We start from the raw sequence: 19,680 nt of genomic DNA on the forward strand, positions 1-19,680 counted from the left end.
TATTGCTCCTGCATATAAAGGCGTACTTTGAAAAGCTATCGGAAAAGTTATCTGAACTTGGCTCGTGGATATAGCACCACCATATCCCCACTGTAGAATTAAGCCGCCGAATAATGCGCCAAAACAGATATACCCATTTGCACCAATACTATACTGCAGTCCAGCTGCTTCCAGTGCCTTTTTCAGCAGTTTGGAAAACAGGCTGTCAGTGCTGACTGCATCCACTAGGCTGGCCAATGTGGAACCCAGCAGATGATTTAAAACTGATTGGCCAAAAGAGGTCTTGCTGTAGTCATTCTCGCAGACAGCCCTGCGGACGGTCCAAGTAACGGTACCATCGGTGATGGTATTTCCTTCAGATATTGGCAGAGTTATCACTGGTGCGGTAGAAGCTGTTGTTCCTGCTGTGGTACATTCCAAAAACATAGCCACTGGTATACCTGGCATTGTGACAGTAGCTCCCGTGCTATATGCCGTATCTCGTTTGGAAGTATCTTTTAATCTGACTTTATCTTCCAGCTCACTTGCTATCTCATCCACGACAAACTTAGTTGTGGCAAGCTGTGTGGTGCTAGTACCGCTGGCTGCTGTTGGCGCCGTTGGTGTGCCAGTAAATGCCGGGCTGGCCAATTTTGCGTACAAAGTGGCTGCAGTTCCGGCAAGTTCCTTAACAAAAATCTTGCCATACTCTTTGAGGGCAGTTCCTAAATTGGAGCCACCATCAGTTCTAGGTACTAAATTTCCTGCCATAATTATTCCTCCTTATGCTACTGGCATTACATCATTATTTGTATCAAGTTCCCAGCTTGGGTCCGTCCCGGTAAGCGGGTCCTCCACAAGCTGGACATCGCCATTTGCATCATACTCAAACATATTCCCGAGAGCATGTCTGAGCGGGTCAGTATACTCATAGGCAAGCTGTGCCCAGTGTTCACTTCCCTCTGAAGCATTAACAGCCTGATCTGCGCTATCACTAGCTGACTGGGCATACCCTTGGGCAGCTGTGGCAGCATTCTGGGCAGCATTGGCATTGTTCTGGGCCACGGTCATATAATGATGTGCCTGGTCCTTGTAGCCTTCCGCATCACCCGCATAGCTAATGGTAGTATCACGGGCAGAAATGGAAAGGGCCAAATCCGCTGCTACATCTTCCTTGTATCCTTTTGTTGTGAGCATGTCCTGATGAGTGGCCAGCCGGTCCTCATGGATCTGCTCTATCATTTCCTCTGCGGTGGTACCTCCAGTTATATCGGACAATACAGCACGACCAAGTTTCTCATTCTGCTCCTGAGCTATCAATGTCAGCTTATCAAGAGAAGCCTCAATAGTCTCCGGCCATGCGCCTCCCTGGTTTGTGAGGTCACTAAGCTGGGTTATATCCGTATCACGAAAAACAACCAGAACCACGCCCGCAGCAATAGGATCATCATCATTGGACTTAGGATAAACAACTACACCTGAGCCAGTATTGACCGTAAAATCATTGCTGTCGAGAATAGTCTGTACATCATCCTCCAAGAGTGCCACACAGATTTGCGAGGCATCCGTATATGCGAACGGAATCCCCCATTGGCGCGTGACTCCGTTGCCGGAGTACGACGCCTTTACGATTTTGTTACTGATCATTTGTTACCACTCCTCCTTGAAATGAAATCAGCCATGGTAATATCTCCCTTGGTTATGGCATCCCAAAGATTAATAGCCAGTGTATTAATCTTCATAGGATAGCCCATAAGCAGGGAAGCTGTATCGGCTGTCTGGGTCAATGCCTTCCTGCCTGCATCCGGATCTCCTCCCTTTTCAACAAGGAACTTGTACCAGGCAGCAGGAGTGCCGAAGGTTTTCTCTATAGTGCTTTCAATAGGTGAAAGCTCATAAGAACCATAGGTCCCAGCCATCTTATTAAGGCCGTATGTCATGCCCCCACCGATAATAGGAAACATCATGAACGGGAAGGACAGGGCAGAAACAACTCCCTGCTTTATTGCTTTCTCCTCGCGCTTGTTCTTGTCTTTGCTCCGGTCATTGGAAAGGGTGTAATTCATAATACCCTCCACAGTCATTGGAGCAATGAGTCCAAGGAAAACCATGCGGGTAAAGAGTCTTGCTGCATCCATTGGCCTGCCATCTTCCATCTTTATCTGTGAAAGTTTTGCATCAAACCACACTCTGTTAAACATGGCATTGAAGAAGGAATAGAACGGCAACAACAGTTTCGTTCCTTCACCTCCACGCTGGATACCGGATAAACCCGCCTTGCTGGTATCAACACTTGACCGACGAATCATACTATCTGCAATAGTGGAGGCCTCTGCGTCAGTCTTGCCCTCGGCTATAGCCTTGGTATATACATGCATCCACATAGGATAGTTGACCGCCATATCCGCCAGCATATCACAGCAGAATGCGGCCTTGGCCAGCTTGGTCTTGTCTATGCCCAGTACAGTATTATGTTCAAACATGTTATTTCGGAAGTCTGACATGTTCTGGTCCATGAATGAAGTTTTCTCCCTCATCATGGTAGACCGGGCATTAACAAAATCCATCTTCTCCAGAGGATTACCAAGGTAAAACTCTGTCATACCTTTGATAACATTGCCTGCGCCCATCTGCCATACCGCCGTAATAACATTCTGAGGAAGGTCTATTACTAGAGCCTTTGCCCTGAATCCCAGCATTGCCACTGACATTCTGGTACGCAGTTCCCTTACGCCTCTGTCTACAGCTGTGAGGCTCTCCCGCTGATCAGCTGCAATATTAATAAGCCAGTCCTGCAAAGCCTTGGTAGTCTTTACGCCGAACCGGCTATCTATTGCGCTGATAAAATCTGGATTCTTAATAATCTTGTTTACATCAATGACCGGCTTTCTCATTGCCAAGTCATAATTAACATTCTGGATATGGTTGGTAAATGCTGACCAGTTCAAAAGAAGAGGTCTGCTTACCCTTGCCACACGGCTTGAAGTATGGCCGTGACTGGTCATAGCGGAAGCTGTAGGGTTTGCCTTGAAAAGCGCATTGGCTTCCTGCTGGTTCATGGTAACAATGGATTTGCCCGGATCATACGCAATAGGGTAATACCCGCCTGTCATGTCCATGGCCACGCCATCCTTGGTCATAACCTTAAATGGTGTAGGCTCTACCATCTTCACATCAAGACCTGCACAGTCAATTTCATGCTGGCGAATCTCAGGAGCATAGGTGTTAAGGTAATCCCACACACCCTGCACCAGCTTCCAGTGCTTTTCCTCCATCACGGAGAATACCTGCATGGCCAGGCGGTCTATCTGCATATTCTCCATATCGGACATCTTCATGCGCCGCTGCTCAGGTGACTTGAAATAATACCGAAGTCTGTCCCGGTTTCCTTCGTTGCCCCAGTTCATGGCCATCAGCACTATTTCTTCCATGGTCAGATCATTAGGCAGGAAATCAAAGTGATGCCTCTGGTCCTTCATAGCCTCAATGGATTTTCTGTCCCATCCTGCACCCTTAATAACCTTGGTAACATCCTCAATGGCCTTGGCATTCCTTCTCTGAACCTCATCAAGACCATTCTTGATAGGGTTAAAGATATACCTTACTGCCGGGCCCTGTTCCTCTCCCTTGTCAATGATCCGGAGCAAAGTTTCCGTCTTTACCATGGAAGCAATAGGAATATCAATAAGACGGCTCAGTCTCTCCCCAATAGTAAGATATTCCTGCCCCGCCTCGGACTGGTTGCTGTACCGCTCCTTATGCCCCATTACCTTGTCGATAATAGAGGATGTACGCTCCAGCATACTTGCCTTATCCTGATCAGCAAGTGCCCTGTCCATAATCCTTCCTACGTGCTGCAGACTCTTTGTACCATCCTTAAGGTCGCGGAACTCATTAAGGGATAAGCGGCTGTAATGCTTAGGCTCACCCTTAACAACAGACTCCGGAACAATAGGCACAAAGTAGTTTTCCCTGCATGATTCAATAAACTCTTCCAAAGGAACCGGCTCACCACCATCCAGCGGCTGCAGTGGTTCCCTCTTAAGCAGGCCATACTTGGCCATAAGATTATCTATCTGAACATTGAATCTGTGGTCAATATTCTTCTCATCGAGTCCGCGCTTGTTGATACGACCAAAGAAGCGCATACCAACTTGGATTTCCTTTTCAGCACGCATAGCCTCCATGGCCATAGCACGCTGTAAAAGCTCCTCGTCCTTGAAGATAACAGCCTGGTCATAATCACCCTTTGCCATGGCACGGGTTGCCTGTCTGCCAGCTTTGGTTGCAGCCGCCAGCATCTTACGCCACTGGCCCGCCTCAGATATACGCTGATTGCCAATGGTATTCTTGGCCACCTCACGGGCGGCTCTGGCCTTCAGCTTGCCTTGCATAACCTCGGCATCCTGTCTGCGGGTATCCCTTGCCTGTTTCTCCTTGGCTTTTTCAACAGCCTTGTCCTCATGCTCCTGGGCCTTACGCTGAGTCTCGGCCTTTTCCCTGCCTTCAGCCATAGCCTCAGCAGTTTCCCTTTCATTCTTGGCCTTAAGCTCAGCTGCAGCATTCTTCAAAACCTCAGCTTCAATGCCTATAGCTTCGAGGGATTTATTATTGGTAACAGCCTTAATAGCCTCACTCTGGATATCTCCAAGCTGTCCGTCTTTCCACTCTTTCATCTTGGCATCTACGCGGGCCTTCAGTTCCTCAGAATAAGAGCGACTGTTTAAGATAGCCTGCCTCAGCTCATCACCGGATTTGAAGCCGGTAAGATCTGCGACATCATCAAGAGTCCACTGACCGTCCTTGCTGAACCAGCTCTTAGGCATGGCCTCCACGGCCTCCGCACCGTACTGTTCAATAGCCTTGGCCTTATCCAGCTTTAAGCCGCCCCCGTTATCAAGGATAAACTCAATACCAGGAGTATTCTTGCTGAGATTAATGAACTCATCATCAGGCGGAATCTCGCCAAAATACCTTGACTTGGTGCCATTGGTCAGATGGTCTTTCGCTATCTGCTCATAGGCCTTACGCATATCCTCCGGCATTTCAGCAGTAGTATCCCCGGCCTTAACCTTGTCAATGTACTCAGACCACTTCTTTGGAAGTTTCCCGCCAGGTAAAGTGGCAAGCATTTCAGTGTACCAGCTCTCATTAAGGGAACCACCCTTATAGAACTGGTCTGTAAGCTCACCCTCTGGAGTAACCACACGGCCACGCTTTTCAACACCCAGCTTGGAATTCAATACCAGATGATTAATAACATCATTCAGTATTTCCTGTCTGCGTGTCTCCACTGCGGCCTTGATGCCCTTCTTGTTCATAGGGGCAGACATCAGCATACGGGCAATATATAATGGCTCCTGCTGCAGTCTCTCAGCCTCCTGCTCCGTTGCAATATCACGGGCAGTAGCTTCCATCTTGCGGAACTCAGGACTGAGCTCTTTCATTACGCGGGCATTCATAATCCGCTGTGCTTCCTTGTGAGCATCCTCCAGCAGCTTAGTGTATTCATGCAATTCCTTAAGGCCCAGCTCCTTGCCACCAAACAACCTCTCTGAGTTATAAAAGAGTTCGGCAGCATTAATCTGTTCCTCACTGGCAAGCATACGGTCAAAGACTCCGCGCACATCGTCATTAATTGGGATAGCCTGTCTGGTCATCTTTTTGTAGATGTTCTTCATCCAGTTGGTGAATTTCTCGAATACACCCACAAGCTCCAATGAAGGGGCCTTACCTTCGGAAAGGTAAGTCTCGTAAGCGGAAGTAATCTTCTCATGCTGGGCGGCAGTCCATGCCTCACCATCCTTTGCCCCCACAAACTTATTGAGAATCTCAAAGTCCCTGATTACTTCCTCAGAAGCCTTGCCAGTTTCAATGGCCTGTTTGTAGAGATTCACAAAATGATGCATCATCTCATGGGACAGGGTGCTATAGTCTGCATTCTTATACAGCTCAATGATAGCCTTGCCCTGCTCCGGTGGGATGTATGCGCCTTGGATTTTCTCTGGGTCTGCATCATTTATGTCTACGACCTTATTTCCTTTTTGTAAGAGCGGATTTTCTATTAATAATTTCTGCCCAGTATTAGGATTTTCGACAATATGCTTATTGATTTCGGCCCTTGCCTCTGATATACTTAAGCTACCAAAGGAACCTTCTTTGCTAGGTCTCAAGACCCCAGGGCTTCCGGATGTTTCATCTGCGACTGGGGCTCCAGTAGCGCCGATGCCGGAATCGGTTGACGGAGTAGACCGCCCGTCAAAAGAGGTTCCTTTTTTTATTAGTTTATTTCTATCTTTAGCTTTTCTTGGAGATATAGATACAACAGAATAATAATCTCCACCAACAGCATCATTTGTCATATAGTCCAATGTCATTGCGACTATTTTTCTAGGGTCTGCATTGGATTGTTTAATGAGTATTACTCGTTCAGGTTTATCCGCAGTTGCAGATAAGACCACACCATCTGAGTAATTATTTAAGATATCTGATACCGCCTCCTGCAGGGAATTATATCCTTCGACATTTCGTAAAAAATCAATATGCTTTTGGATGTGCGCGGCTCCTGCGCCATTATTGCTATTTCTATCGCCTACATGAAAGCCCATCTGTAATCTTACGGGGGCTTTTTTTAGTGCGCCTTCATTTTCAGTATAGCCTAAATGCCCATAATCAAGATTATCTTCCCTAGTGCGGATGTAGATCATATCACCCTTATCCGGGTCCATAGACTGTTTCAATGTCTGGGCGGCAGCGCGTTCCTCGGTAATGCGTTGTGCATCGTACATTTCCTTACGGGCTACAACCATATCTTCCATGGCCTCTGCTGCATCCTTATAGCCCAAAATCTTAAGGATTCCTCTTTCCTCTGCACGAGCGAACATGGAATGGATAATATTGGCCTGGCTCTCTATAATTCGCTCGGAGGCTTCTGGGTAAGCAGTGCGTACAAAATCAACTGCCTTCTGGTATACTGGTGACTCTTTATCAATCCCCTCACCCCTAGACATCTCCTCTGCCTGCTTCTGAAGCTCCTGGAAATAGGCTGTAGTATCCTCGATCTCACGGTCAGTATACTCGCCCATACGAACATCCTTGGCAAGGCCATTGATATGCTCAGTACCGGAATACTCTTTCACAAATGTAGAGGTCTTTACATTGATATCCTGTCCCTGCTGCAGGGCAGTCTGTAATTCTTCCTCAGACACTCCCAGCTTCTTTGCTTCCTCTACAGCACGGCTTGTGTTCTCCGGATCTATCTGCTGGAAGTATGCCACAAACTCCTTGGCAGGAATGCCAACAGTTTCCAGTTTGGAGCCCTCGACCACACCATCAATCATTGTGCCAATGGATTCCTTACTGCGCTTGGATGTCTTGGTGTCCTGCACAGCCTTGTCAATGGCAGCCAACGCCTCAGCTGTAGTAGTCTTTGGTCTTGCACTCTCAGCTGGCTTAGGTAGAGCAGAACCAACGATATGACCGCCACCGATAGTAACACCGGACAAGGTAACAGCAGTAGGTACAAACTCAGTAGTAGCAGAATAGATCTGCTCAAATGCTCCTGGTTCGTTACTGTGATCAAACTCCAGCCCGCTCAGTTCCTCAGAGGTTTTACGCGCTGCAAGCTCAATAGCCTTAGTACCACCACCGAAAATGGCGGACTGTTCCACTGTGGATGCCGCCAAGTTCTTCATAAATACCTGCCATGCCGCCTGCTTGGTTTCAGGATTATTAAGCACTGCATCTGGTACCGCGCCCTTAAATGCATCCGCAATAACTGCACCAGATACAGGAGAGCGGGACAGAAGGCGACTCACACCTCCTGCACCCAAGGCGGCATTAAAAATACCGCTACCTAATGCGCCATAATACGCATCATCAGCGGTCATATACTTACCATCTACAGATTTTTGACTGATACTTTCCAGGTACTGGTTACCCATAGCGCGAGTACCCATGCTGTACGCCATACCAGCGGTGAAGCCTTTACCGAAACCACCAATAGCACCGGGAATAGCTCCCACACCAGCGGCAGCCAAACCAACACCGCCGCCAATGGCAGCACCAGCAGCGCCGCCTTCAAGACCCATAATAAAATCATTCTTCATGCCGGCGATACCGCCAACAATAGAAGCCATATCCCAAGTAAACGGATTATACCATTTGCTTTCTGGATTGTAATATTTCTTGGACAGTTCTTCTTTGCGCTTGTTAATGTTCTCCAGCTCCACACGCTGATCAGCGCTTATTGTGGTCATATCCAGCCCATTGTGCATCATATCTCGGCCTATCTCAGAACTTCTCAGTTCCAAGTCTGACAGTTCCAGATGATCCTTGATGCTGGTAATGGTATTCTCCAGCCCAGCCAAGGGGTTAATATCATCCAGTGATACCGCCATATTTTTCTGATCGGTAAGATATTTGGCTGTTGCAGGGTTATCCTCAACGAATGTATCCCAATCCTCCGGGCTGTTGGCTTTGGTTTTGGCAACATTAAACGCAGCATTCAGAATCTGATTATCCGCCATGCCACTCTGGATAATTTCTCGTTTTTGAGTATCATCTAAACCCAGAATATTTGTGGCCTCAACTAGCCTGGCTGCTTTCTCGCTATCAGTACCATTTTTCGCATTAGCCAAATACAAATCCCTTATTTCAGTAGATTTTTCAGAAGGTACATATGCAGAAGGTTTGGTTGATTCCCATAAAGATTGGATACCATTAATGACGCTATCAACCATAGATTCTCTATTTTGTTTACGATCAAGAGCCGCCTTTACCTCATCATATGAGTAGGTTTTTCCTGTTTTGTCGCTGTAATAACTACCATCAGGTGCTGAAATTATAGCCATGTTCTCACCTCATCATTACTCCATATCATCCTCATCTAAACCCGTATTGCCATTGCTATCAATCTTAACACCATTGACATCCTGTCCAGCAATACCACTAGGTGAATCATTAGGACGGCCCTTCTCGTCAAAGAATAAGCCCTTTTTAATAACCACTTCCCGATTTGCTTCTTCGGCCCATGCTGATATTTCATAAGGTGTTGGAGGTTCATCAGGGTGGTTTCTTCTTTTTTCATCTACTTTCTTTTGAACATATTCCATAGTATATGTTCTTCGAGGTCCTTTGATAGGGTCTTCTGGATTACCAACAACATTTTCAAAAGCATATTTCGTTTCAGCATTGTTAAACCATGCCCACTTCTTAACTGTCCCATTACTGGAACCAAGCAATGCTCTTCGCATAGTATAGGCAGTTTCGGGGTCAAGATTTGAAAGATTTTCTAATGTTTTATCTACTTCAAAAGTAGTTAACTCTTTATCTTTATTAGACCAAAGGTATTGATATACTTCCTTCCTTGCATCTCTTGCTGCCTTTTTCTCCTGTTCTTCATTATAGTTTTTATCTCTTCGCTGAATACCTAAATTGTTACCATACACCCTGCTTACGATAGTTGATACCATTCCCACAGGAGCACCCTTTGCCAATGCAGCTTCCCGTATTTCAGTTTCACTACTAAAAGACTGTTTTGATAACTCAGCAATAATACGGTTATAAAATTCATTTGTTGAAGACTCTTTATTCCCACATACTCGGTCAATTTCTGCATACGACATTTCAAGCATCTTTGGGTTATCTGTACTAACCCATCTTCTTGTGGCTCCTTTTCCTTCCGGTATAGGATCTCCATGATCAGAGAAATGTATATGGTCACCAGTCCAATTTGCTGAACGAGTTTCATATTCATCCAGTGGAATAAGCCCCAGTTCTGCTCCCATACGAATGACATCATGTCTTACCTCTGGGTTCGTTAATTCATCCTGAGCAATATCCACAGCTTGCCCAGAATAGTGCCAGGATCCATCATCATGACCTCTACCGTCAGCCCATCCCTCGGAAAGATTCAATTTAAACCCATACTTATCCTGAACCTGCTTTGCCAGAAGAGCTACTTTTCTAGCAGTGAGTTTATCTAAGTTATCAATATTTACACTGTTATTGTTCAGTGTAACGACATCACCCAGGTTTGGTTCAGCTTGCGAAGTAGAGAAATCTTTCTTGTAACCTAATACAAGATTAATATAGTTTTGTGTTTCCTCATAAGGAGGTACACCATTATGATCCTTTACTGCCCCCGGCCCTGCATTATAAGCTGCCAATGCCAGCGTTTCGTCCCCGCCAAATGTGTCAAGAAGTTCACGAAGATATTTGGCTCCACCTTCTATGTTTTGCTGTTTATTATATGGATCAATGCCAAGATGCGCCGCTGTATCAGGAATAATCTGCATAACACCAATTGCGCCACGATAGGAAACTTGGTCTTGTTTTCCTTTCGATTCTTGCATTGCTACAGCAGCGACCAGAGACGGATCAACATGATACTTTTCAGCCGCACTAACAATCATTGAATCAATATCTGTCCCAAAGTATGATCCACTTCCACCGCCAGCACTATATTCCCAGTGTCCTGCTCCAGGCCCGAATTCTTTAAAAGCTCGTTCTCGTAGTTCACCCTTGTTGTAGGTCATTCCATCGGAATTAGTATATTCTCCAGAATTTATCCACTCAGTTACTTTTGAAGCAACTTCCTGACGATTCCTTGTAGTACCTGATTTTGCCGCTATAAGGGACTCAGTTTGCGCATCAACCTTACCATGAACAAACTCAGCCAAATCAAGTAAACTTTGGGAATTACCACCTTGCTCAAACATTTGAGCCATGCTAACACTAGTTTTGGAAAACTGGTCTCTCCACCATGCCTCAGCTGATTCTTTGGAAGCTCCGGTCATTTGCTGATATTGTGCCAATCTCATATCATGTGTACTAAACAAAAAATGCATACCAGCGAGAGTTCCATTTTCTACAGCAAAATTTGAATCTGCCTGGTAATCCGCATTCAAGGTGTTTACACCAGCTGTATAGCGTTCATCACCTTCATGTCTTGCAATAGATGTTCTGGTCTGTTGCATAAAGGGAGATACAGACTGCAATAGCTTGGCCCGCATATCTTCGGACTTCATTTCTCCCATGACCTTATCCAAAGTCTCATTACTCCAGTCGGTAAATTCCTTTGTCATGCCATACACTTGAGTCTGATGCCTGTTCATATAGCCATCAGTGGAGTTGTACATACGATCCATAACCTGCTGCTTGATACTATTAGCAGCAATTAAAACATTATTGTCATCTTCCTGCTGTTGCAATTTAATAGCATGCTGGGCTAAGGTATCACCCAGCTTGGCAAGGTTCTCATAAAATCCTGCCTGCTCCTTTGCCACTGTAGTTCCAAATGCAGCAGGGGAGCCCTGTGGAACCGTAGGATTAATTGTAGCTGTATATCCTGCCTGTTGCTGATAGGTAGGAATATTACCGTTATTTAAAGCCATCCTTTAACACCTCGATTCCTAAGTGATGTCATCTCTGCCCATGTTGGCACTGTGAATCTATATGAGGAAGGGCCAGCAGTAGTAGCCACAGGCGTACTGGTTGTAGTACTGCCACCGCTTCTGCCCATGGAAGTCTGGCTGAAGCTCAGGAAGTTATTGGCAAACTGAGTTCCAGCGGAAAGCAGACCAGACGAATAAGCAATCTTTCCCGCTGCTCTTTCTCCTGCTGCCTGTGCCTGGTACTGTGCAGACTGTATCTTACCGCTTGTCCTGATATTCTGGGACTGAACATCGGCGTTATATTGGATAGCCATAGCATCCATTTCAGATCTGGCAATACTGTCATCAAGAATATTCTGATATGTAAAGCTGTTGGATACTCCACGGGAAGCCATGGCCGCCTTCTGGCTCTTGGTCATGGACTGTCCCTTTATACGTGCCTCGGATGCCTGCATACCAGCCGCCCTCTGTACACTGTCAATGGCATTCTCGTTCATCTGCTGATTTACCTGGTCCATTGTCTCCAGATATTCAGCATTGGCATTATGATAATCCCGCTGGGCCTTTGCAGCATTGATTCCACCAAACAGCTGCATACCCATACCGGCAATGGAAGCTGCCGCTGTAGTACACATATCTTTCACCCCCTATAAATAAAAAACTGCCGAAACTCCCGTCCCAGCAGTGTATATTTCTCATCCATAAACTTCGCCCCCAACCTCTTCAGCCAGCGGACAGATTCCTTGTGCTCCATACAAATACAATTCGTTAAATATGAATATCTGACCATAAGGTCATTCTTCAGAATATCAAAGGACTTTATCATAAACTCCTTTGGATAGCTGTTAATCTTATCTGTGCCTAACAGCCAGAATATCCCTCCGCCATCAGACAGAGGTTTGGAGCCCATAGCGCCTATAGGCTCCCCATCTGCTAAAAACACTTTTGAATCAGGGCACACAGCTATGGAAGTTTCCAGCCCTTCAAGCGGGGTATGGTTCACAGCCATGCACTCAAACTTATCAATCTCTCTCATGTTGTCCGCAATATAGCGGACCATCTCATCATTGGGTTTGGCAAATGTTATATGTTCATGTCGTTTAATCATCGGATACCGTCAGCCCCATTATTATTCCAAGTATAGTAATCGGCATTGGGATGTCCTGCACCACCATAACACGGCCACCCTCGCTGCAGGAGAAGTTGCCATTGACGATTGTATCCCCGGTATAAAGCGCAAGCTTGTTGCCAAGGTAATCCGTCTTGCTTCTTCTCTGCCATTCATCCAAATAGTCCTCAACCTGGCCAACCTTGCCACCACGACTGTTAAGCAGTCGAAGGATAACAGCACCAATCTTGATGTTGTGCCCCTGCAGAACACCTCTTACAAGTCCCTGCATCTCAATGTTCATGGTTTCAATTTTGGCAGTATAGGTCAGCCCTACGGCTATTTTCTTTCCCGCCCTGTCCAAGATCAGGTTACCGTCTAAAGGCACCTCAACCTTTGGCATTACATTGCCATCAATTAGCACGCCTACAGTACACCCTGCAAGCTGTGGGCAGGAAATAGTATTGGTCTCACTGTTGCTATCATACACGCTGGCAGCATCCATATACAGCTGGTCTGCTGGGTCTGTGGTTGGAAGTCTCTTGCTCATGCGCTCAATATATCGGACTGTCTGCCCGTTAATCTCGCGCTTGACCACCGCCCAGATCCGGGCATTATTGTTGTACGGAATGCAGCACACGCTTTCAAACTCGCCCTGTGTTTCATGTTCTGCCCAGGCAACCATCTTCTGCTCCGGCATATAGGTACATGACAGCAGAGCACCATCGTCTCTTACCAGCCAAAGAATTGAATCCGGCTCCAGCTGATAGGTCATATCCACCGGAGGATGTTCATTGATCAGACAAGCAGAGAAAAGAGAAATCTCATCACCAGTATATGAGTCATGCACATAATCATAACCAATATTCCTTACTGCGCCGCCTGTCTCCTGCACATAAATACACTGGGAACCTACTGCAAGTATATCCATGTTCTTTGCCCCATAATAGGACTCAGCACGCTGGGTAATGCTTGTAGGTGTAAGTGAATTGCCGGAGAAGGAAATAGTATTAACACCATCCTCGGAAAATGCTATAAGGCTCTGTCTCATAGCTATGAGGGTATGGATAATACTCATCTTTCTGCTAGTCAAAATAATCTGAATGGAATCATCATCCTCAACCTTTGGGGACGATGTTTCAAAATTGTAATAATCTGCCGGCTTGCTCATCCAGACACCGCGGGGGCTTCCTGTAGTACCGGCAAAGCAAAGACGGTCCTCATAAAAGCATACGGCTGAAGGATAGCCCTGCACGCCACTCCATGCTGCCTCAAACCACATGTCACTGGAGGTTGTATTGGCCAGTGGCTTTTCAGATGAGACAGTCGCAGAAGCATGTTTACTATCCGTAATGCCTGTAATTGTCACATATCCCACATTCACATAAGGGTCAACACTCAGCTCCATTGTGCATGTTCCTGAGGTTATGGAAGCCAGCCTTGCACGAAGTATGCACTGCTCACCTTCCTCAGCATACACATTGAAATTAGCCTCAGAATCCTTATGGGTAAATGACCTTAATTGCATCCATGTGGAGCCATTATCGTATGAACGCTCTACTACTGCTGTCCCTACCCAGTCGGAACCATGGGTAACATAACGCCAGGTACAGTTTGTTCCGCACTTAAGTGTGGATGTGGTAAAAGCTGTCCCACCGCTGCCGCTTACACTGCCGCCGCTCATGTGCTGGTCAATGCGCCATACTGAATTTACATGACCACTCTTGAAGATGGCCTTTGAAGCAGTAAGGGTAATATTCCCCGTAGCAGCTGATGGTGTTATCGTGCTGGTCTCGTCAAGGTTCTGGGAAAGAAACGGTCCCCTTTTATAAGCATAGGCCGTAAGGCTCCATGAAATCAGACTGTTACGGCTCAACACATAGGGAGCCACATTCTGGCACGCAATGAATATCATGTCTGCACTCTGCACGAAGCGCAGTTTGGATAGCATTGAAGATTCATAAGGTGTAACAAGTTCCACAATGGTATTGCCATTCATTACCCTTGTGCCATCTGAGTTCCAGAAGCGTACATACTTATGACCAAACTCCATGACATAGGCCTGTGAGTCGGAATACACAAATGGAAGCAGGCGACATTTCTTGCTTGCTTCCTTGGCAGCACCCAAATAAAGGAACCCTGTCCTGTTGGATACCGAACCAAACTTGTGTATAAAGAAGTTCTTGCACTCCCTCAGTCCACTCGCATACCGCTCATTATCAATTCTGCCCCACACCTTGGGGTCAAACTTTCCACCGGCAAATGACGGCTGCATATAGTATGTAGTAGCCATTTACCTCACCCCCTGGCATTGACGAAGAATCCATATATTTCTTCATCGTTATTCTTCTCTGTCTTATTGGCAGTTTGGGCGGCACTCAGACATGCAGCATACATCTGGCTACACTTACTGAAAAGTCCCGTGTCAGAAGCCAACGCCTGACAGACATCCGTTGCCAGCCTCCAGCCAAGGCAGTCCACAAACTGGCTGTCCCACTTTGTAGGGTCCTCTACCAAAGCTGTATAACGGCCATAAGCCTGCGGGCAGTCCGTGGCTATAGCCTGCTGGTTGGTTTCCGGGGAAAGCACGCTCTCCCACTTATGATTCAGATCACCGCTCCTGATACTGTTTTCGTCCTCAATAGCCCAGAGGACGGCACAGTCATTTGGATAGCGGTATAAGTAATCCCACCCCAGAACCTTCTCTTCATTGAGCTCCGCCAGTGGGATAATCTTCCTTGCAAAATTCCATTCAGCCCCTCGCAATACGCTGTGTACCGCGAGAGACCAAATGGCTTTCAATTCAGTTGCAGGAGTACTGACATCAGTCTCCACATTATTTACGGGCCGTACGCCAATACGGCGCAGCGCAATATTACATATCTCAGTTTTGCCCAGGGTATTTGGCATAACGTGCCCCTCCTCTTACGCCTTCTTGGTCTTGCCCTTGGTAGTCTTAGGAGCAGTAGCAGGAGCCTCAGCAGGCTCCTCTACCTTCTTCTCACTAACAATGGCAAAATGTTCATTCGGTGCCTTATCGGCCTCAACAGTATCGCCCTCACGCCAGTAAGTACCGTTGTAGCCGAAATTATCACGAACAGCAATAAACTTAGCCATCGATGTTCACATCCTTAGCCATGTTCAAGGTAATCTTACCTGCGGTTGCGTTGCTGCCGGTTACAGTGTAGTAAGCACGGACATAACGCTTGGTCTTGATTGGCAGACGCTCCTTGAACACTTCAGCACCAGCTGTAAGAGATGCAACAGGGATAGCCCCGGAACTGATAAGAGTTTCAGGAGAAGTAAATGCAGCATCAGTAGCAGTCTGAATAGTAATTGTCAAGGAAGTAAGTGTTGCGAACGCAACATCAACCGTAGCAACAACAAATACTGGTTCATAAGCTGCACCTGCTGTCTTCAAGTCAACATAATTAGTGGAGGCCGCAGAAGCAGTGACGGCCTGTTCTTTGGAAAGCTGTAAAGCCTTATCGAGAATCATCTGTTTGTACCTCCTTCTCAATTAAACAACCTGTGCCTCAGTGGACAGAATAGCATCACAACGGCGAACAGGAATACCATCAAACATGGTAACAGTCTTGCCACCAACGGTCTCCTGGGTCAGCTGATAAACAGTCTTGTTCATGATCTGACGGCGCAGGAAGGAACGAACAGTCTTGTTGCACAGGAAGCTCAGCTTGGTAGTGCCCTCTGCATTGGATGGCAGCAGCTCCTCAGCCTGTACCATAAGGTCAATGAGGTCTGCACCAGAACCAGCATTCTTGGTAAGGGTAGCTACATCTACGTTGGCAATTCGTACAACATATCTCCAGTCGCGTACGGTCAGACCGCAATCCCACTGATAATGAGTACGATAGCCCTGATACTTGCCGCCCTGTGCATCGGTCAGAGTAATACCATCCGGATGACCAGCAGACAGATCAGTGTGAGTAATACCTGCCTTGAGTCCCTTTGGATAAATACCAAATACGGTATTAGGGCCCCAACCTACCAGGTAGATAGAAGTGTTGGTGGAGCTGGTGCCACCTGCATCCAGCACATTAGCAGAGGATGGAGCACCAGAAAGAGCACTATAACGAGGAGCAAAGCCTACAAACTGTTCTGGCTTGGACTTATCACCGTACATGAGAGCACGGCAGAACTCCTGATTCATAGCCTCAAGGAAAGCCTGATCCTCAGAGAGACGGAAGTCAGCAGTATTACCATTAAGGTCTGCCAGCTTCTTATCAATCTCGGAATAAGCTTCCAGCATACCGCAAGTATCAACGATCTGTGCGGTTGCGGACTTACTGTCCTGAACACCATAGTTCAGAAGTCTCCAGGCTACATCTGGGAGTCCAGTACGGATAGTGGTCTTATGACCGGTTGGCAGGTTACCTTCCTGCCAGTGCATGTCTTCCAGTACCTCATTGGTGCTGGTCAGGATTTCTGCAATCTTGTCAATCTTACCCTGTGGGTCCTCTCGACGTGCGATATCCTGCAAAGTTACAATTGCGTTTGGCATTTCTTTTTACCTCCTTAGTTGAGTTCTGGGTAAAGCACACTTGCAGCAGATTTGTTTTTGTCTGCGCTTGGCTTACCCGTTTCAAATTTATCTTCTTTAATGGACTTCCCTACGTGCATAAAGAACTCCACAAAAGACTTGTGATTATCAAAGCCACAGGCTGCCAGCATATTCTGTACATCCTGCGGTGCGGACTTGAAGCCTCTTACTGCATCAGCAATTTCTTTCTCGCTGAATGCCTTTCTGGTCTCAGCCTTCCATGTCTCAGCTTCCTTCTTGGCAAACTCATCAAGATTATCCCGCTGCTTCTGCATCAGCTTGACCTGATAGTCTACCAGCTTCTGAGCTTTTTCCTGGCTGAGGTCCAGCTCCTTGGCCAGATTCTTATATTCTCCCAAAGCCTCCTCACTGAAGGTAAAACCTTCCGGAACCTTGAAATCCTCATATTTTTCAGGAGCATTGGAAGACTCCTTCTCACCTTCCTCAGATTCGGTGCTCTGGTTATCCTCAGCAGCTTTATCCTTGCCACCATCACCTTCCCCAGAAAGTAAACCTTTATCCTCAGAAGTTGTGTCCTGATTCTCCTCACTACCAGTAGACAATAAACCCTTATCCTCAGTTTCATTGGTAGTTGTGGTTGTTTCGTCACTCATGTAACATTGCCTCCTTTATCTTCTTCAACGTTTCGGCCTCTTCTTCGGCCTGCTTGGTATGTTCAGCCCGCATAACCTCATACGCCTCCGGGGCGGCAGTCATGACCTCCTGCAAAATATGTATGCCTATATCACGCTGGCCTTCCCTAAACGCCATGATAACGGGGTTAACATCCATTGATTTATCCATTACCTTGCAAAGACTGAGCACATACCACAAGAACCTGCGGAATGTTTCATCATCCAGCAGGTTCTTAAGATCTTGCACTAGTTTCTCTTGTCTTTGTCTTTCCTGTTCATTTCGGGCATGCTGTTCAGCTTTGTCCATATCATAATCAAACAACTCCACTGCCAGCACCTCCAAGGCCCGTTATGGCAGCAAGAGCATTATTGTCATCCAGCTTGGCATCGGACAATGTCTTAGCACCCTGTACCATAGCACCCATATCCTGTGCCATCTGCTGTTGCTGCATGGCCTGTTGTTTCTGCTGACGGATATTCTCAATATCCTCTTTGGATCTGATGCACTTGGCTGGCATACCGTTGGCCTGCATATAATCAATGGCCGCCTCATCAATGTCCACTACATCTACAACATCTGGGAACAGTCCAGCCACAGAACCAATAAATCCAAGGCTCTGCTGAATGGAAGTAGTGGCCACCATCTGCTGTGCCTGGGCAAGAACAGATATGAAGTTTACCTTCAGCATTTGCTGATTCAGCTCAGGCGGTGGCTCTGGGATAAGCCCTCCGCGCATCATGATGTTGAATACTCTCTTGATAAGCGGTGCATGAAGCTCCTGATTCATAGACTCCAGCACCGGGCCAAGGTTCATCATCTTCTCCTCATGCTTCTCAACAACTTCACGGGCCGTAATAGGCTGTGTCTGATCACTGTTGAGAATCATCTTGAAAAGATCAACATACATCATTTCATCAATGCGCTGTTCAGTGCGCTGCACATAGGTTGCCAGAGCATTGAAGTCTATAGCTACCTGGTATGTTGCCCTTGCTCCCGTATCACTTCCGGCTGTTACTGGATCAAATGGATTAACACCGCCTGGCATAGTGTTCACTGCCTTGGCATTACCACTGACATTAACTGGAGGATCTACCATCTTGGCAAGGCCCATAAGCCCCCTGCGTTCCATTTCCTGCAGCGACTTCTGGTCACCCATAGCATACATGGCAGGGGATACACCATAAATGTCTGTGGTCTTGGTTACCTCCCAACGCGGAGCAATAATAGGGAACTCGTCATAGCCGCCCAACCTCAAAACATGCCCAGTATCTTTTCCTGGTACCCAGTACACTGAGCGGAATGGTTTGTTGGCAAAATCCCTCTGTCCTTTGATGCGGTCATCATTAGGCTCAATGATGTGCGCTATGGTGTGCATCACATTCAGCTTGTCATCCTTGTATTCGTTGCGTATAGATTCAGTAACATTCTCCAGCCCAAATACACTTACCAGCTGAGCAACACTCATATTGATGCGGCGGGCAAAGGTATTTACCATGCCGTACTCATCCACATCAAGGAAATACTGACCACAGGTCAATGACTTGCAGTTAAACACCCTGTCATAGTTTTCCTCCACTGGGGCGGCAGCTGTACCAAACAGGAGCAATTCCGCATACATCATTGGCAGAATCTTATAGATGTTGCTTGTGTTGAATACCGCGTATATACGGGACTCAACATCATCCAGCCACGCCATCACCCTTGCATCCTTGGCAAGCTCAGGATCACCAACTGCCAGCTGGAACCAAGGACGGCTTGGAGAAGTCAGGCCACTATGAAGGCCTGCTGCTGATGTTCTCAGAGCGCGGATGAATTTGTTGTTAAGGATTCTCTTATGGTCTATTTTTCTCGCCTGTCGTGGATCATCACCATTAAAGAAGCCTCTGGTGGGATTACCCCATTGTTTCAGTTCTTTCCACACTGGAAGCCAGTTCTCAGCATCCTGCTCCATCTGCTTAAATCTGGCCTCTATCTTTTTTCTATTTGCAAATTCTGGCATA

Annotated in this window: 13 protein-coding genes and 1 pseudogene; all 14 read right to left on the minus strand. The window is 46.7% G+C overall.

The features are described from left to right. Positions 1-762: 762 nt before the first annotated feature. Positions 763-1,626: a hypothetical protein gene (locus tag T525_RS0100060; RefSeq protein ID WP_027405469.1), complete on the minus strand. Its 864-nt coding sequence runs from the start codon at positions 1,624-1,626 to the stop codon at positions 763-765. Next, complete coding sequence (locus T525_RS0100065; protein ID WP_027405470.1) at positions 1,623-8,831, minus strand: hypothetical protein; 7,209 nt, start codon at positions 8,829-8,831, stop codon at positions 1,623-1,625. The genes T525_RS0100060 and T525_RS0100065 overlap by 4 nt, the downstream gene beginning before the upstream one ends. A 15-nt stretch (positions 8,832-8,846) precedes the next feature. Next, entirely contained in the window at positions 8,847-10,070 is a 1,224-nt protein-coding gene (locus tag T525_RS16590) for a hypothetical protein (RefSeq protein WP_232219173.1), read from the minus strand. After that, positions 10,056-10,391 (minus strand): annotated as a pseudogene (locus tag T525_RS16595) (lytic transglycosylase domain-containing protein); the annotation flags it as partial. The gene T525_RS16590 and the pseudogene T525_RS16595, both read right to left, overlap by 15 nt. A gap of 974 nt (positions 10,392-11,365) precedes the next feature. Continuing rightward, positions 11,366-12,010: a hypothetical protein gene (locus tag T525_RS0100075; RefSeq protein ID WP_027405471.1), complete on the minus strand. Its 645-nt coding sequence runs from the start codon at positions 12,008-12,010 to the stop codon at positions 11,366-11,368. A gap of 5 nt (positions 12,011-12,015) precedes the next feature. After that, positions 12,016-12,483, minus strand: coding sequence for a hypothetical protein (locus T525_RS0100080; RefSeq protein WP_027405472.1), 468 nt, complete (start codon positions 12,481-12,483; stop codon positions 12,016-12,018). Next, entirely contained in the window at positions 12,476-14,776 is a 2,301-nt protein-coding gene (locus tag T525_RS0100085) for a hypothetical protein (protein WP_027405473.1), read from the minus strand. The genes T525_RS0100080 and T525_RS0100085 overlap by 8 nt, the downstream gene beginning before the upstream one ends. A gap of 5 nt (positions 14,777-14,781) precedes the next feature. Next, positions 14,782-15,393, minus strand: coding sequence for a hypothetical protein (locus tag T525_RS0100090; RefSeq protein WP_027405474.1), 612 nt, complete (start codon positions 15,391-15,393; stop codon positions 14,782-14,784). A gap of 15 nt (positions 15,394-15,408) precedes the next feature. Then, the gene (locus T525_RS0100095) at positions 15,409-15,600 is read right to left on the minus strand and encodes a hypothetical protein (protein ID WP_027405475.1); all 192 of its coding nucleotides are present in this window, start codon (positions 15,598-15,600) and stop codon (positions 15,409-15,411) included. Next, positions 15,593-15,982 carry a Bbp16 family capsid cement protein gene (locus tag T525_RS0100100; protein ID WP_027405476.1) on the minus strand — a complete coding sequence of 130 codons (390 nt, stop codon included), beginning with the start codon at positions 15,980-15,982 and terminating at the stop codon, positions 15,593-15,595. Before T525_RS0100100 ends, T525_RS0100095 begins: the two co-directional genes overlap by 8 nt. Before the next feature lie 21 nt (positions 15,983-16,003). Beyond that, positions 16,004-17,005: a major capsid protein gene (locus T525_RS0100105; RefSeq protein ID WP_027405477.1), complete on the minus strand. Its 1,002-nt coding sequence runs from the start codon at positions 17,003-17,005 to the stop codon at positions 16,004-16,006. 14 nt (positions 17,006-17,019) lie between these two features. Then, positions 17,020-17,658 carry a hypothetical protein gene (locus tag T525_RS0100110; RefSeq protein ID WP_027405478.1) on the minus strand — a complete coding sequence of 213 codons (639 nt, stop codon included), beginning with the start codon at positions 17,656-17,658 and terminating at the stop codon, positions 17,020-17,022. Continuing rightward, positions 17,651-18,007 (minus strand): hypothetical protein, encoded by a 357-nt coding sequence (locus T525_RS0100115; RefSeq protein ID WP_027405479.1) that lies wholly within the window; start codon positions 18,005-18,007, stop codon positions 17,651-17,653. Before T525_RS0100115 ends, T525_RS0100110 begins: the two co-directional genes overlap by 8 nt. Then, positions 17,994-19,679 carry a portal protein gene (locus T525_RS0100120; RefSeq protein ID WP_027405480.1) on the minus strand — a complete coding sequence of 562 codons (1,686 nt, stop codon included), beginning with the start codon at positions 19,677-19,679 and terminating at the stop codon, positions 17,994-17,996. Before T525_RS0100120 ends, T525_RS0100115 begins: the two co-directional genes overlap by 14 nt. Position 19,680: the final 1 nt, after the last annotated feature.

Origin of the sequence: Anaerovibrio sp. RM50, from assembly GCF_000622005.1 — a bacterium.
GTDB lineage: Bacteria > Bacillota > Negativicutes > Selenomonadales > Selenomonadaceae > Anaerovibrio.